Origin of the sequence: Paraburkholderia sp. CI3, from assembly GCF_050436505.1 — a bacterium.
GTDB classification, from domain to species: Bacteria; Pseudomonadota; Gammaproteobacteria; order Burkholderiales; family Burkholderiaceae; genus Paraburkholderia; species Paraburkholderia tuberum.
On sequence record NZ_JBNDMI010000001.1, the window covers coordinates 506,584 to 521,971 of the forward strand.

Annotated in this window: 15 protein-coding genes and 3 pseudogenes; 16 read left to right on the top strand and 2 right to left on the bottom strand. The window is 60.4% G+C overall.

Features of this window, described 5'->3' with window-relative positions; genetic code table 11:
• Positions 1–260 precede the first annotated feature (260 nt).
• The 7 genes from erpA (at position 261) to OKW29_RS02410 (ending at position 6,230) form a co-directional block, all read left to right on the top strand.
• Positions 261–635: an iron-sulfur cluster insertion protein ErpA gene (gene erpA / locus OKW29_RS02380; RefSeq protein WP_429289816.1), complete on the top strand. Its 375-nt coding sequence runs from the start codon at positions 261–263 to the stop codon at positions 633–635.
• A 364-nt stretch (positions 636–999) separates the two neighbouring features.
• On the top strand, positions 1,000–2,136 hold the full coding sequence (nifV, locus tag OKW29_RS02385; RefSeq protein ID WP_187629748.1) for a homocitrate synthase: 1,137 nt from the start codon (positions 1,000–1,002) through the stop codon (positions 2,134–2,136).
• Between the two features lie 154 nt (positions 2,137–2,290).
• A complete protein-coding gene (gene nifW, locus OKW29_RS02390) occupies positions 2,291–2,629 on the top strand; it encodes a nitrogenase stabilizing/protective protein NifW (RefSeq protein WP_184072306.1) in 339 nt (112 codons plus the stop codon).
• Between the two features lie 34 nt (positions 2,630–2,663).
• Positions 2,664–3,512: an electron transfer flavoprotein subunit beta/FixA family protein gene (locus OKW29_RS02395; RefSeq protein ID WP_184072391.1), complete on the top strand. Its 849-nt coding sequence runs from the start codon at positions 2,664–2,666 to the stop codon at positions 3,510–3,512.
• A complete protein-coding gene (locus OKW29_RS02400; RefSeq protein ID WP_429289817.1) occupies positions 3,509–4,612 on the top strand; it encodes an electron transfer flavoprotein subunit alpha/FixB family protein in 1,104 nt (367 codons plus the stop codon). Before OKW29_RS02395 ends, OKW29_RS02400 begins: the two co-directional genes overlap by 4 nt.
• Before the next feature lie 11 nt (positions 4,613–4,623).
• A complete protein-coding gene (locus tag OKW29_RS02405) occupies positions 4,624–5,934 on the top strand; it encodes an FAD-dependent oxidoreductase (RefSeq protein ID WP_429289818.1) in 1,311 nt (436 codons plus the stop codon).
• A complete protein-coding gene (locus OKW29_RS02410; RefSeq protein WP_018423212.1) occupies positions 5,931–6,230 on the top strand; it encodes a ferredoxin family protein in 300 nt (99 codons plus the stop codon). Before OKW29_RS02405 ends, OKW29_RS02410 begins: the two co-directional genes overlap by 4 nt.
• A 411-nt stretch (positions 6,231–6,641) precedes the next feature.
• On the opposite strand, the gene nifA is transcribed toward OKW29_RS02410, so the two are convergent.
• Positions 6,642–8,477 carry a nif-specific transcriptional activator NifA gene (gene nifA, locus OKW29_RS02415; protein ID WP_429289819.1) on the bottom strand — a complete coding sequence of 612 codons (1,836 nt, stop codon included), beginning with the start codon at positions 8,475–8,477 and terminating at the stop codon, positions 6,642–6,644.
• A 404-nt stretch (positions 8,478–8,881) separates the two neighbouring features.
• Positions 8,882–9,523, bottom strand: a pseudogene (locus OKW29_RS02420) (transposase); the annotation flags it as partial.
• A gap of 219 nt (positions 9,524–9,742) precedes the next feature.
• Between OKW29_RS02420 and OKW29_RS02425 the strand changes: the two are divergent.
• The 9 genes and pseudogenes from OKW29_RS02425 to OKW29_RS02465 all read left to right on the top strand — a co-directional run.
• Positions 9,743–9,985: a hypothetical protein gene (locus OKW29_RS02425; protein WP_184072298.1), complete on the top strand. Its 243-nt coding sequence runs from the start codon at positions 9,743–9,745 to the stop codon at positions 9,983–9,985.
• Positions 9,982–10,749 (top strand): hypothetical protein, encoded by a 768-nt coding sequence (locus OKW29_RS02430; protein WP_184072296.1) that lies wholly within the window; start codon positions 9,982–9,984, stop codon positions 10,747–10,749. The genes OKW29_RS02425 and OKW29_RS02430 overlap by 4 nt, the downstream gene beginning before the upstream one ends.
• Before the next feature lie 47 nt (positions 10,750–10,796).
• On the top strand, positions 10,797–11,378 hold the full coding sequence (locus tag OKW29_RS02435; protein WP_429289909.1) for a NodA family N-acyltransferase: 582 nt from the start codon (positions 10,797–10,799) through the stop codon (positions 11,376–11,378).
• Positions 11,375–12,067, top strand: a complete 693-nt coding sequence (gene nodB / locus OKW29_RS02440) for a chitooligosaccharide deacetylase NodB (protein ID WP_184072291.1) — start codon at positions 11,375–11,377, stop codon at positions 12,065–12,067. The genes OKW29_RS02435 and nodB overlap by 4 nt, the downstream gene beginning before the upstream one ends.
• Positions 12,045–12,356: a glycosyltransferase gene (locus OKW29_RS02445; RefSeq protein WP_260336621.1), complete on the top strand. Its 312-nt coding sequence runs from the start codon at positions 12,045–12,047 to the stop codon at positions 12,354–12,356. Before nodB ends, OKW29_RS02445 begins: the two co-directional genes overlap by 23 nt.
• A 325-nt stretch (positions 12,357–12,681) precedes the next feature.
• Positions 12,682–13,029 (top strand): annotated as a pseudogene (locus tag OKW29_RS02450) (glutamine synthetase); the annotation flags it as partial.
• A gap of 234 nt (positions 13,030–13,263) precedes the next feature.
• On the top strand, positions 13,264–14,400 hold the full coding sequence (gene nifV, locus OKW29_RS02455; protein WP_221307894.1) for a homocitrate synthase: 1,137 nt from the start codon (positions 13,264–13,266) through the stop codon (positions 14,398–14,400).
• A gap of 42 nt (positions 14,401–14,442) precedes the next feature.
• The gene (gene nifW, locus OKW29_RS02460; RefSeq protein ID WP_260336620.1) at positions 14,443–14,799 is read left to right on the top strand and encodes a nitrogenase-stabilizing/protective protein NifW; all 357 of its coding nucleotides are present in this window, start codon (positions 14,443–14,445) and stop codon (positions 14,797–14,799) included.
• Positions 14,796–15,278 (top strand): annotated as a pseudogene (locus tag OKW29_RS02465) (electron transfer flavoprotein subunit alpha/FixB family protein); the annotation flags it as partial. The gene nifW (OKW29_RS02460) and the pseudogene OKW29_RS02465, both read left to right, overlap by 4 nt.
• Positions 15,279–15,388 lie beyond the last annotated feature (110 nt).

The window sequence follows — 15,388 nt, forward strand, 5'->3', positions numbered from 1 at the left end:
CAAATGCACGGCGGCGTCCACGAGTGCGGCATGCGTTCGGGGACGTTGTGCACGCATCAGATCGTCGAGGAACCGCCATTGCCGCCGGTCGAGATCCACTGCTCGATTCTCGCGCCGAGGACGCGATCAAGGCGGCCGTGTCTGACTTTCGCTCGCGCCAGACGATTCGAGGCGCAGCAGCCGACGACCTGTAACTCGCCGAGCAACCGACCTGCTCGTCTAACCCGAAGTGAGTCCATTCAAGCCTGAGAGGAACCTCCATGGAAACGCTCACCCAATCGGCTTCCGCCACACCCGGCGTCATGCCCGGCCTACTCGAATTCACGCCTCAGGCTGCTGCGAAAGTGGCCTCGCTGATCGAGGAAGAAGGCAATCCCAACCTGAAGCTGCGGCTGTACGTGTCCGGCGGCGGCTGTTCGGGCTTCCAGTACAGCTTCGCGTTCGACGACCAGGTGGCGGACGACGACGTGCAGATCGTCACGGACGGCGTCACGCTGCTGGTCGATTCGATGAGCCAGCAATACCTGCCCGGCGCGCGCGTCGACTACGAAGACGGTCTGGAAGGTTCGCGCTTCGTCATTCACAACCCCAATGCGCAGAGCACCTGTGGCTGCGGCAGTTCGTTTTCCGTGTGAGGCAATCATGAAATTTCACTGACTGGCGCCTCCCGACGACGAGGAGAACAACCAGTTCGACAATGCGTGGGGCCTTGGATAGCCGATGGATAGCCAATCCCTACAGCGTTTGCATCGCGCCGACCGCATCCGCACATCCTGGCTGACCACGCCCATCGCATCGCGCATCGCTTTCTGCAGCGCCGTGTTCATCGCTACACCTGGCTGTTCGAAACAGGACATTCGCGACAGGTCTTCGTTGGAACCGCTTCATCACAGCGCCAGCGAACACCGGAAAGCCCCGCGGCAAGCGGCTATTCGCACTAACCGTGCATGGCGCAGTACTTGCAAACCGTATGATCAAATGCCTAAAGGACAACTTCCCGTGTCGAATCCGATCATCAACGACACCACACTGCGCGACGGCGAACAGACCGCTGGCGTCGCATTCACGGTTGCCGAAAAATGCGCGATTGCCGAGGCGCTCTCAAGCGCCGGCGTACCCGAACTGGAAATCGGTATCCCCGCGATGGGTGCCGAGGAAATCGATTGCATCCAGGCCATCGTCGCACAGAATCTCGACGCCGATCTGATGGTCTGGGGCCGTCTCACCGACGCGGACCTGGCGTCGGCCTTGTGCTGCAATCCCGACATCATTCACCTGTCGATTCCCGTGTCCGATATCCAACTTCAACACAAATTGCGCCAGCCGCGCTCGTGGGTGCTCGCGCAGGTGAATCGCGTGATCAGCGCCGCCGTCAAAAGCGGCCGCAAGGTTTCGCTGGGCGCGGAGGATGCCTCGCGCGCGGACCCCTCGTTCCTTGCCGACGTGGCGCGGCACGCGCAACAGTGCGGTGCGCAACGCATCCGCTTTGCGGACACGCTCGGCGTCCTCGATCCTTTTTCGACCTATGAAGCGATTGCGCGATTGCACGACGCGGTCGATCTGGAAATCGAAGTCCACGCGCACAACGACCTCGGGCTCGCGACCGCGAACACCCTTGCCGCACTGCGCGCCGGCGCAACCCACGCCAACACCACTGTCAATGGTCTCGGCGAACGCGCCGGAAATGCCGCGCTGGAGGAGATCGTGATGGGCGTGCGCCATATCATGGGTCGCAACACCGGCGTCGACACGACCGCGCTATTGAGCATCTCGCGACTTGTCGAACGGGCTTCAGGACGCCCGGTCGCGCTTAACAAAAGTATTGTCGGGGCCAGCGTATTCACGCACGAGTCCGGCATCCACACAGACGGGCTCGCGAAGAATGCATCGACCTACGAGAGCTTCGATCCCGTCGAACTCGGTCGCGAACGCTCGGTCGTGCTCGGCAAGCATTCGGGTTCGCAAAGCGTGCGCCGGGCTTATGACGCGCTCGGCCTGGCCGTCAGTGAAAAACTGCTCGTGCTGCTGCTGACCCGGATCCGCCACCATGCCGCCCAGCACAAGCAAACGCCCAGCGCCGCCGACCTGTATCGCTTCCTGATCGAGGTGCGCTACACCGTCGGAGAATTGTCATGAGCGGCGCTGTGGTCGGCTTCACGAGGTGCGTCGCGAAACCCGAACAGTCGGGCACGACGCCGCCGTGCGCCACCAGCGGCGCCTGCGACAAGTACTTCGCCGAGCCGACGCTCTGTCCATACCTATCCTCATCCGCTTGCAAGGAGTAAACGCGATGGAAAGCTTTGTCCAGCAACTCAAGGCGCTGTCCTCAGCCGAGGACTTCCTGCAGTTCTTCGGCATTCCGTTCGACCAGAAGGTCGTCAACGTGAGTCGACTGCACATCCTCAAGCGCTTCTTTCAGTACATCCAGCAACAGGACGCGCTGCCGGAAGGCGACGAGCCCGCCCTGTTCGCGTCATATCACGCGCTGCTGCTGAAGGCTTACGGCGACTTCGTCACCTCCACGCCGGCGCAGGAAAAAGTGTTCAAGGTGTTCCGGGACACCAATGGGCGGCAGCACGTTTCACTCGACAGTCTGCGCGCGTCGCTGCCCGCGCGCACCCTTGCCTGACAGGTGGAGCAAGACCATGCACATCGTTAAGACCATGCACATTGTCGTCTGCATCAAGCAGGTCCCGGACTCGACGCAGATCCGCGTTCATCCGGTCACCAACACGATCATGCGCCAGGGTGTTCCGGCGATCGTCAACCCGTATGACCTGTTTTCACTCGAAGAGGCGCTGCGACTGAAGGACCGCTTCGGCGGCAAGGTCACGTTGCTTTGCATGGGCCCGCCGCAGGCCGAGGAAGCGCTGCGCAAGTGCATCAGCTTCGGCGCGGACGACGCCGTGCTGCTCACCGACCGTGCATTCGCTGGCGCGGATACGCTCGCTACGTCGTACGCGCTGGCAGCGGGTATCCAGCAGATCGCGAAGGAGCAGGCGGTGGACATCGTGTTCACTGGCAAGCAGACGATCGACGGCGACACCGCGCAAGTCGGCCCCGGTATCGCCAAACGCCTCGGGCTGCAACTGCTGACCTACGTGTCGCGCATCGTCGAGACCGCTCTCGATGCGCGCACGATCACCGTCGAGCGCCGCGCCGAGGGCGGCGTGCACGTGCTCAGGACTGCGCTGCCGTGCCTGATCACAATGCTGGAGAACACCAACGAACTGCGCTTTGCGACGCTGCCCGCGATGATTCATGCGGCCGGCTATCCGGTGCACAAATGGAACTGCGAACAGGCCGGCATCGAAGATCTCAGCAAGATCGGCCTGAAGGGCTCACCGACAGTGGTCAGCAAAGTCTTTGGACCGACGCCGCGCAGCGAGAAAGCGGAGATGCTCGACCTCGACGCATCGAGTCTTTGCGACGTGTCGGTGAACCTGCTGCAAAAGATCTTCACGCGCCATCCTACTTTGGAAGCTGACCTGCTGATGAAGGAGGGTTCATGAACGCACCCGCCGCCCCCGCCAAGAAACCCGCCGGCCGCGCAGGACGCAATCTCGAACTGCCGAAACACCTGAAGGCCTACAAAGGCGTCTGGGTCTTTATCGAGCACGACCGTGGACACGTGCACAGCGTCTCGTGGGAACTGCTCGGTGAGGCGCGCAAATTGGCGGACACGCTCGGCAGCCGAGTGGGCATCGCGGTGCTCGGTGGCGCAAATGAACCGCTCGAACAGTTCGCCGCAGAAGCCTTCACTTACGGCGCGGACGATGCGTACATCGTCCGCGACCCGGTCTTGCAAGGCTATCGCAACGAGCCGTTCACGAAAGGGCTGACCGACCTCGTCAACCGGCATCAGCCCGAGATCCTGCTGCTGGGCGCGACGTCGATGGGCCGGGACCTCGCCGGCTCCGTGGCGACGACCCTGTTGACCGGGCTGACCGCCGATTGCACCGAACTCAACATCGATCCCGCGTCGCGGGCGCTGGCGGCGACGCGCCCCACCTTCGGCGGCTCGCTGTTGTGCACGATCATGACGCTCGCGTACCGTCCGCAGATGGCGACGGTGCGCCCGCGCGTGATGCCGATGCCGCTGCGCGACGCCGAACGCACCGGCAACATCGTCCATGGAACGCTGGGGATGATCGAGACGGACATCGTCACGAGGCTGCTCGACTTTATCCCGGATGCGAGCAGCAACCGGATCAACCTGCCCTATGCCGATGTGATTGTGAGCGGCGGCAAGGGGTTGAAGAGTCCGGAAAACTTCCAGCTGGCGTTCGAACTGGCGAACGTGCTCGGCGGCGAAGTGGGTGCGACCCGGCCATGCGTGCAGGCCGGCTGGGTCGAGGGGGAACGCCAGGTGGGACAGACCGGCAAGACGGTGCGGCCCAAGCTCTACATCGCCGCCGGCATATCCGGCGCGATCCAGCACCGCGTGGGCATGGAAAGCGCAGATGTGATCGTGGCGATCAACACCGACCCGAACGCACCCATCTTCGATTTCGCACACTACGGGATTGTCGGCAATGCGTTGCAAGTGTTGCCCGCGCTGAAGCAGGCTTTTGCGGAGCATTTGAGCCGGCGCCGCAAGCAGGCTGCCTGAGGAGAATCACGATGAGAAAACCTTCACAGTTCGATGTGATTGTGGTCGGCGCCGGTCCGTCCGGCAACGCTGCCGCTTACACGATGGCCAAGGCAGGTCTGGAAGTGCTGCAGATCGAGCGCGGCGAATATCCGGGCAGCAAAAACGTTCAGGGTGCGATCCTGTACGCGAAGGCGCTCGAAGAGATCATCCCGGACTTCCGCGACGATGCGCCGCTGGAGCGCCACATCATCGAGCAGCGGATGTGGATGCTCGACGATACGTCGTTTGTCGGTACACATGTGCGCAGCGAGGATTACAACAAGCCGCCCTATAACCGCTACACGATCATCCGCGCGCAGTTCGACAAGTGGTTTTCATCGAAAGTGCGCGAAGCCGGCGCACTGCTGCTCTGCGAGACCACGGTGAAGGAACTGATCATGGACGGCGACGTGGTGGTCGGCGTGCAGTGCGACCGCGAGCACGGCGATGTCTATGCCGACGTGGTGGTGCTCGCCGACGGCGTGAATTCGACGCTCGCGCGCAAGGCGGGCTTTCATGGAGAGATCGGGGCCGGCAACGTTGCGCTCGCCGTCAAGGAGATTCTCTTCATGCCAGAGGAGACGATCCGCCAGCGCTTCAACGTCGGCGAGGACGACGGCGTCGTGATCGAGATGGTCGGCAGGATCACCGACGGCATGTTGGGCACTGGCTTCCTCTATACCAACAAGGAATCGCTCACCATAGGCGTGGGCTGCATGCTGAGCGACTTCAAGAAAAACCCCAACCGCACGAGCCCCTACGTGCTCCTCGAAAAGATGAAGCAGCACCCGTCGATCGCACCGCTGATTGCGGGCGGCGAGATGAAGGAGTATTGCGCGCATCTGATTCCCGAAGGCGGTTTTCACGCAATCCCGCAGGTCTACGGCAACGGCTGGATGATCGTTGGCGATTCAGGCGGTTTCGTGAACGCCGCGCACCGCGAAGGATCGAATCTTGCGATGACCACGGGACGCCTCGCCGCCGAAACGGTGATCCACGCGAAAGCCGCGGGCCACGGCTACCGCGCCGGCACGCTCAAGGCCTACAAGGCCGCGCTCGATCAGAGCTTCGTGATGAAAGACCTGCACAAGTACCGCGACATGCCGGCCTTGCTGCACCAGAATCCGCAGTTCTTCACGACCTACCCCGACCTCATGGCGCGCGCCGCGCGCACGATGATCACGGTCGACGGTAAGGACAAGAAAAGCAAGGAGCGCGAGATTTTTTCGAGCTTCCGCACAGCCCGTTCGCTTTCCGGCATCGTGGGCGACGCCTACAAACTCCTGAGGGCCTTCCGATGAGCACCCTACCCGTCAACGTAGAGGAAAAGCTGTTCCAGAACCGTTATCGCGTCGATGCAGGACGGCCGCACGTCCACATCAAGGATGCCGACGTCTGCCAGAGCGAATGCAGCGCGAAGAGTTGCACCTTCGTCTGCCCGGCCTCGTGCTACAAGGCCGAAGGCAACGGCGCGGTGACGCTGATCACCGACGGCTGCCTCGAATGCGGCAGTTGCCGCATCCTCTGTACCGACCACCAGAATATCGAGTGGGACTACCCGCGCGGTGGTCACGGCATCCTGTTCAAGTTCGGTTGAGGAACATCGTCATTGCCAGACCAGAACGACATGTGTTTGCTTGCGCCGAGAACCGGCCGCCGCCGCATCCGCGGGGCGCCGGGCGGCAAGGGCTCGACCGCGCTGCTGAAGGCCTTCTGGGCGGAACAGCAGAAACGCCAGGCGCCCGATACCGTCGCGGTCACGTATTCGGGCTGCCTCGGCCCGTGCGATCAGGGCGCGCACGTGCTCGTCTATCCTCAGTCGAGATACGGGCCGCCCCCTAAGGTCGAACGTGCTGTTCTCGACGCTTACCGAATTAGCACCGACACGGGGGCCGCTTCCGATCGTGATCGTGCCAAGGTCCGCGCCAAATCCAGATTTGACTTGTCCGAGCCATTCGCCTCAGTCGCGATGTCGCGGCCCCGACACGCCGCAAGTCCGACAGTCCTTTCAGAGACGCTTGATCTCGACACCGTATTTCCTCAGCGCGTAGCCAATCTGGCGCGGCGTCAGTCCAAGCAGCCGCGCCGCTTTTGCCTGCACCCAGCCGGATCTTTCCATGGCGGCGATGAGACGCTCGCGGTTGGTCATCTTCGCATCACTTCCGAGGACTGCGCCGCCAGCCGCTAACGGAGCCCGCTCGCTGCCGACAGGCTGGACCGCAACTGCGCCCGACGTGACAGCCTCAGCCCGCGGCGTAGCCGGCTTCACGGGCACTGGTACGATTGGCCCGGGCTGCAGCGCAAATTCGTCCGATCGGCTCTTCCACAGCATCGCGGACAGGCACTGGCCGTGGCAGCAGGCAAAGTCGTTTCTCACGATCGCTGGTCCCGGCGCCAGGGTCGCGCTCCGCTGCACGCAATTCTCGAGCTCGCGGACATTGCCGGGAAAACCGCAGTTCATCAATACTTCAATCGCGCTCGCATCGAAGGTCAGCGTACGGCCGTTCTCGCTGTTGAAATTCTTGAGAAACTCAACGGCGAGGAGCGGAATATCACTGCGCCTTTCACGCAACGGCGGCAACAGCAAGGGAACCACGCAGAGGCGATAATAAAGGTCGGCACGGAACTCGTTGCTTGCCACCGCCTCTTCCAGGTTTTTATTCGTGGCGGCAATCACGCGAACATCGACCTTAATGGTCTGGTTGCTGCCGACGCGCTCGAATTCTTGCTCCTGCAGGACGCGCAGCAGCTTTGCCTGGAACGAGGCCGAGATCTCGCCGATCTCGTCCAGAAACAGCGTCCCCTTGTCGGCGAGCTCGAAGCGCCCCTTGCGCGAATTGAAGGCGCTGGTAAAGGCACCCTTCTCATGACCGAACAATTCGGATTCCAGCACCGTCTCATGGAGCGCCGCGCAATTGAGCTTGATGAAGGGCCGCTTGGCGCGCGGCGACAGCTCGTGAACGGCCTTGGCGACCAGCTCCTTCCCGGTACCGGATTCGCCGCGCAACAGAACTGTGCTGTTCGATTCGGCTACCACCGCGATCTTCGCGAGCAGCCCGCGCAGCGCCGGGCTGTCGCCAATGATCCCCTCGATCTGAAACTTCTCACGCTCACCTGCAGGGTGCTTGAGCTCGGACAATGGCTTTTGCAGCCCGTCCTTCCCCGCCATCAATCGCTCGCGGTCGCTCTTGAAAAAGCGATGCAGCTTCACCGTCTGCCCCACCAGGTTGGCGACCATGGTAAGCAGCCGCACGTCGTAATCGAGCCGGAAGTTCGACCCATAGTCCAGGATGCGGTCGATGGTCAGCGTGCCTATGACTTTCGCGTCGATGCGAATAGGGACGCCAATGAACGATACTCGCATGTTGTCGGAGGCACCGAGCACGCCCATGTCGGCGGCACTGAAGCCCGAATGCACCGCTATGTTCTCGGCGACGAGCGGCCTGTCCGTCGCCATGATCTGGTCAATTGCCTTCTGCGGCAGGCGCATCCGGTAGTGCTCATCGCTGCCTTCGCTCCAGTCCGCGCCAACGGTAATGTCCGGTACGCCATCATCGTCGAAGAGAGAGACGATACCGAGCCGCATCTGAACAAACGATTGCAGGAGATCGATGACGTTGGCCAACGTGACTTCGAGCCGGTAGGGGGCGGTGAGTACCTTCGATATTTCGAAGATGCCGGTAAGCACGCTCTCGTGCCACTGCACAATAGGAACCGCGTGGTCCGTCTCGGACTTTGAGCCAGGCCTTTCGCGTACGGAAGCGATATGCAGCATGACGACGTCCCCGTTGTGGGGACCGTGCTCCCCGTCACCTTGTTCGGATTTGCGGGCATTGTGTTGCATATCATCCTCGATCTAGCGCCCAATTTCACGGGCTGACTTCAAAAGATAATGCCCTTTCATGGAAGGACGGTGAAACTGTAGTGCCCTGACGTACTTATTTTCTGCTTTTGCGATTTCGCTGCGTGGATTCCGTTAGGAAGGCGAGTTCCATTGATGTCGCTCAAATCAACTGCGATTTGTCTACTCCAGGTGCAGCCGATTACAGGTGTCGTCCATCATTGATTGCTGCCTCGGTGCCCGTGAGATAACTCGCCGCATCCGAGCATAGGACGAAGATGATCTATCTTTGCGACCGCTTCGGGCGTGCCCACCCGGCGCAGCGGGATATTTGGCACAAGAAGCGTTTCCCTGTCGGGCGACAAAATGTCCGTCTTGAACTGGCCGAGGACGTAGGGAAACTGTTTTCAGATCGTTAGATGCGAGCCTATCGGTCCGATCAATCTGGTTTGGTAAGTCATGGCTGCGTTAGCGTAGCGTTTCAAGTGCAAAAAATGCCCCTCCGGGCTCCAGGTGTCAGCCATCCTCACTACCTCTATTGTTTTGGCAACCCCAAGTATCTTCACGACGCGCTTCAGGTTGTAGGCCAACACCTGTAGACTCATTTCGGTGCTGACCCGTCCGAGCGTTCGGGTCAGGAAGTGTGTGGCCCCCAATCCAGTGCTTCAGCGTGCCGAAGACATGTTCGACAGTGCTTCCGCGGATGGTCATTGCGTCCGGCTTGCGCTCTAGCCGACGCTGCATGGCCTCAACTATATGCTCATGTTCCCATCGTCGAATGCGCCGGTAGTCGCTGGGTGACATCGTTCCTTGAGCGGGCAGGCGCTGGGCCAGTAGCCGTCGTACTTGCGCACGTTCTGGCCAAGGAAATCGAAACCGTCTGCAATGTTCGTGATCCGGGTCTTCTCTTCCGAGCGCTCCAGACCTTGAGCGGCAATAAACTGCCTGACCGCCGGAAGCACCTCGAATTCGAGCACTTCTTTCGACATACCGCTCACAATAAAGTCATCGGCGTAGCGAACGACGTTGAGTTGGGCCTTGCTACGTGCCGCCGCGGTGAGATTACGCTCGGTCATCAGAGCATCGAGCACGACGAGCAGATTTAGATCGAGGCCCTTGAAACGCATGATCCCAACTTATCCATAGTGTGGATGCGTTCCATCAAAACAATCGATTTTACGAAATGTACGGCATGGAGGATAGTGTTCCTGGTAAATCCATTTCAATTTCGCAAACCTGCTGGCGCCTTCGTCGTGCCGGGGTAGCGGATGAAGTGTGTCGTAGAACTGAGCGAAGCCGAGGAAATGACGTTGCAGCAGTTGTCGATCAATCACGTGCATCGGGACTCGCGCACGCGAGCGGCGGCCCTGTCGCCGCTCGGACACAGGATCAAGCGCAAGCTCACCGCCGAGCAACTCGGCGTGAGCGGGCAGTCGATCTGTGACTGGCTCACGCATGGCGCAACAGCGGCGTGTCCGGCCCGATGGGCGGCCATAACGGTGGGCACATGAAGCACCACTGGCGACGCTTCATCACCTGGACGAAGGAAATCGCAGATCCCGAACTCGCTGAACTTTCTCGGCGGACATGGCACCAAATTTCAAGTCAATTTCTCGTGGAGGCTCTCATGAATACTGTAGCAAAACGTCGGGCCGGAGAAATAGAATTTGGGCATATCAAGATGGTTGTCGGTCTTTGCCCTGACGCCGAGAAAAATCCTCAGGTGTACGCCGACCATCAACCAAGGCACATGTCCAATGCGGGCACGGTCTTTGGCGGCGTGGGCAAGCTGGATCGCGCCGACACGACGCGACAAGCGTCTGGCAGGTCGCGTAGGCGCTTACTAGCGGCAAAACTTCGCATAGTTCTCCAAACCCTTTCTATATCGGCCGCTTACCTTCGTACAGTTGAGGCAACCCTCGACTTCGGCTGGGCTTCGCGACAAATCGGGAGCAGCCGATTGCAGGTGCCAAATGCTTCAGCGACCCGGCCAAATGGATCTCGTGTCAATCGCGGTCAGATCGTGCGGAAGATGCGGGGGAAGTCTTTGGTAGATCCGGTGCGAAAGGCACGCGCACTCGATGTAATCTCCATCGTGGAAGAGGTTCAATCGGTCCGTGAAGCGTTGACGGAAATACTCTTTTCTTCGGGCTTCATCCCAGAACTGTTCCAGAGTGCAGATGATTTCTTGAAATCGAACCGCTTTCTCAGCAAGTCCTTCGCGTCCGTCAGGTCCACCCTCAAGGGCCGGACGGCGCATAGGAGGCAGTCGTGAATTTGGCCGTGTCCACAGATAGAGGACCTCTCTCCACGCGCTCTCAGGTGCGGTGGAGGCTGGTTTGGGAAAATGAGTTGCGACTCGCCGACCACATCGAACTGTCCGAGTTCTTCCGAAATACCTACGGACCGACCGGGGCGTTTAATGCAAAACCATTCGAAGGCAATCACAGTTGGGCTGGTGCGAGGCCAGAGTTCCGTGCAATCGGCTACGACGCGCGCGGCGTAGCGGCTCATATCGGCGCACTGCGTCGTTTCATCAAGGTTGGCGCAGTCGATCTACTAGTGGCCGAACTAGGATTGTACGCGGTACGTCCGGATCTTGAGGGACTCGGAATCCCTCAATTAATGCGCGTGATGTATCCCGTGTTGCAGGAACTTGGCGTTCCATTTGGCTTCGGCACGGTTCGACACGCGTTGCGGCAACATATTGCAAGGCTGCTCGGCCGACCCGGTCTGGCGACTATTGTGCCTGGAGTTCGCGTGAGGTCGACCCTTCGAGAAGTGCATCTCGACACGCCGCCCACGCGCATCGAGGACGTACTCATTGTCGTCTTACCGATTGGACGGTCAATGAGCGATTGGCCGACCGGAACGATAATTGATCGGAACGGGCCAGAGCTGTGAGGCACTGCTTATCCGAAGCGCGCAGCGAGTGCGCTGATACCACCGGACGTCGCAGCGTTTATTTGACGTTTGACGACGGCCCTAATCCACTTTGCACACCGGACGTCCTCGATGTGCTGGCGGAACACCGGGTGCCAGCGACTTTCTGCGTCATCGGTGCGTACGCAGCGGACCAGCCGAAGCTGATCCGACGGATGATCGCAGAAGGGCACGAGGTCGCAAACCACACGATGACTCATCCGGACCTGTCCAGATGCGAACCCACCGAAGTGCAACAGGAAATACTAACGGCAAGCCGGGTCATCAGGATGGCGAGCCCCCATGCTTCGCTGCGGTATATGCGTGCCCCGTATGGCATGTGGAGTGAAGCAGTGCTCACTACGTCAGCGAGCGCTGGTCTGGCGCCCCTCCACTGGTCGGTAGACCCGCGAGACTGGTCTCGTCCCGGCGTGGACGCGATTGTCAGCGCAGTGCTGGCCTCTGTCCGGCCGGGTGCAATTGTGCTCTTGCACGACGGATGCCCTCCCGATGAGTTGGGACGATGCACTCACGCTGGTCGGCGCGAGCAGACCCTCACGGCGCTTTCCCTCATGATTCCAGCATTGCATGACCGGGGGTTTGCAATCCGATCGCTTCCTCAACCTAACCGGACAAACCAGACACCCTATGAACATGCTTGCCGCAACTAGCACTGTCGCTGTCTCGTTTTATGCGCTGCTCTCGACTGTCTATAAAAGCACGCAGGCGCTTTATGCTCAGCCGACAAACGTGTCATCGCTGTCGGACGGCCTGGTCGACTCCGACACTCTGCCGGGCGTGGATGTCATCGTTCCCTGCTTCAACGAGGACCCGCGCACGCTTTCGGCATGCCTGGAGTCCATTGCAAACCAGGACTACGCCGGAAAACTGCGGGTCTATGTGGTTGATGATGGTTCTGCGAATCTCGATACGCCGCTCGTTAGGAGATTTGGTGCTTAACGTCGACTCGGACACGATAATCGGCTCAGACGAGGTCACGAAGCTTGCATTGAAAATGCAAAATCCAGCGATCGGCGCGGCCATGGGTCAGTTGACCGCCAGCAACCGGAGCGACACCTGGTTGACCGGGTTGATCGAAATCCCTTACCGACTAACGATTTGTGCATCCGTCGACTCCGTGAAAACTGGGAGCTACTGAGCCCTACCGCAAGCAGCTCGGCACTCGCCCACCGCCAGATTTTGCACGGACAGGAAGATTCCCCTGTGAAACGTTGCCGCGCGGCAAAGCGTTCGTACCGCATCCGCATATAAACGTCTCAATCTGATGCACCATTACCTTGGAGGCCTGCAGAAATATTCGAAGGACATCACCCTCTTTCTGGCGCCCCACATCAACTCCTACAAGCGATTCCAGATCGGTACGTTTCCGCCGACCAAGGTCGCACGGAGCCAAGACAATCGGACGGTCGGTTTCCGCCTTTACGGCGAAGGCTCGGACGCCGTCCGCGTGGAGTGCCGCATTGGCGGTGCGGATCTCAATCCGTATCTCGCTTTTGCGGCCCTGATCGCGGCGGGTCTTGCGGGCATCGACGAGAAGCTGGCATTGCCAGACCCGCTTGTCGGCGACGCGTATCGGGATGCCGAGCTACCGGAAATTCCGAAAACGCTGCGGGACGCCACCGACATCAGTTCGACATTCTGTCCGCTAGCGGATGGAACCGATCGAGCCACCTCCAGCGCGGGGCCGCATTGTCCGGAACGTAACATTCGCAACACGAACAATCGGACGATGCACCGCCATAACCCGACATTGTGCCGGTCAACATTCCGCAAATTGTGCTCCGACTGTAGATGCTCGCTTGGCACAACGCTTGCGATCCATCGCCGACAACTCAAGAGACCTGACATGCTCAATCCGATCATCAATGACACGACACTTCGTGACGGCGAACAGACCGCCGGCGTCGCGTTTCGCACCGAGGAAAAATGCGCGATCGCCGCCGCACTGTCGCAAGCCGGCGTGGCCGAACTCGAAATCGGAATTCCTGCCATGGGCGAAGACGAAATGGCGTGCATCGCTGCAATCGTCGACCTGAACCTCGACGCCCGCCTGACGGTTTGGGGGCGCCTCACCGACGAGGATCTCACCGCGGCATTGCGCTGCGATGCCGATATCGTTCATCTCTCGGTTCCCGTTTCGGATATTCATTTGCAACACAAGCTGCGGCAGTCGCGCAGTTGGGTACTAGCGCAGATCGCACGCGTCGTCGACGAGGCAGCGAAAAACCATCCCAAGATTTCCCTCGGCATGGAAGACGCCTCGCGCGCGGATCCCTCATTTCTCATAGAAGTGGCTCAATGCGCGCAGCAGCACGGGGCCCAGCGCGTGCGCTTTGCCGACACTGTCGGTATCCTGGACCCCTTTAAGACCTTCTACGCCATTGCAGCGCTGCGCGTCGCCGTCGATCTGGAGATCGAAATCCATGCGCACGACGACCTCGGGCTCGCCACAGCCAACACACTGGCCGCCCTTGGGGCCGGCGCGACCCATGCGAGCACCACCGTCAACGGGTTGGGTGAGCGCGCCGGCAATGCAGCGCTGGAAGAAGTCGTGATGGGCGCGCGGCACCTGCTGCGACGAGACACTGGCGTCGACACGAGAGCGCTGCCCGACATTTCGTCGTTGGTCGAACAAGCCTCAGGCCGCGCAGTTTCCTTCAACAAGAGCATCATCGGTAGGAGCATCTTTACTCACGAGTCGGGCATTCACACCGACGGCCTCGCGAAGCACCCCACGACCTACGAGGGATTCGATCCAGCAGAGCTCGGCCGGCACCGGTCGACGATACTCGGGAAACATTCTGGATCTCAAAGTGTGCGTGAGGCCTACGACGCTCTAGGCGTGAGCGTGTCGGAGCGGCTCATCCCGCTTCTGCTTGCACGCATCCGCTCTTTCGTCACGCAGCACAAGCAGGCGCCGAATGCAAGCGATCTGCGCCGCTTCCTGACCCAAGCCCACAGCACGCGGGTGAAGATGTCGTGAGTGTGGTGATGGCGGCCAAACTTGTCCAATAGAAATAACGACATGCAAGAAGTTATCGAACAACTGCGTCACCTTTCGTCGGCCGAGGATTTCCTGCAATTCTTCGACATCACATTCGACGAGAAGGTGGTGAACGTGAGCCGCCTGCACATCCTCAAGCGCTTCTTTCAGTATATCGAGCAACAGAAAGAACTGCCGCGTAACAACGCGACGGCCGTGCTCGCCGTCTATCGATGCTTACTGCAGAAGGCCGACAACGACTTCGTTGTATCCACGCCCGCGGAGCAAAAGGTCTTCAAAGCGTCCAGCCTGCGCGACGTGTCGCTGAAACTCGTGCACAAGATATTCGCTCGCCATCCGACATTGGAGGCGGACCTGTTGATGAAGAGGGCCCCATGAACTCGCCCGCTGCCTCGGAAAAGAAGCCGGCCGCGCCGGTCAATCGGGCCGCCGGCCGTAACCTCGATCTGCCCGAACGTCTGAAAGCCTACCAGGGCGTCTGGGTCTTTCTCGAGCACGACCGCGGCCACGTGCATAGCGTGTCGTGGGAGCTGCCCGGTGAGGCGCGCAAGCCCGCCGACAAACTCGGCACTCGTGTCGCTGTGGCCGTGCTCGGCGGTACCGACGAGCCGCTTGAGCAGTTTGCCAGTGAGGCGTTCAGTTTCGGCGCGGACAAAGCGTATGTGATTCCCGACCCTGTGTCGCTCGGCTATCGCAACGAACCGTTCACGAAGGGGCTGACCGACCCGGTCAACAAGTACCGCTCCGAGATTCTGCTGCTCGGTGCAACCTCGATGGCCCGGGATCTCGCCGGATCTGTCGCAACGACTCTCTTGACCGGCCTCACCGCCGACTGCACTGAGCTGAACATTGACCCGTAGTTGCCGCATTCTGTGCACGGACCATCACAACCTCGAATGGGCGTGTCCGCGCGGCGGGCATCGCATCCAGTTCAGGTTCGCGTAGACAAACACATCCATCGTCACAT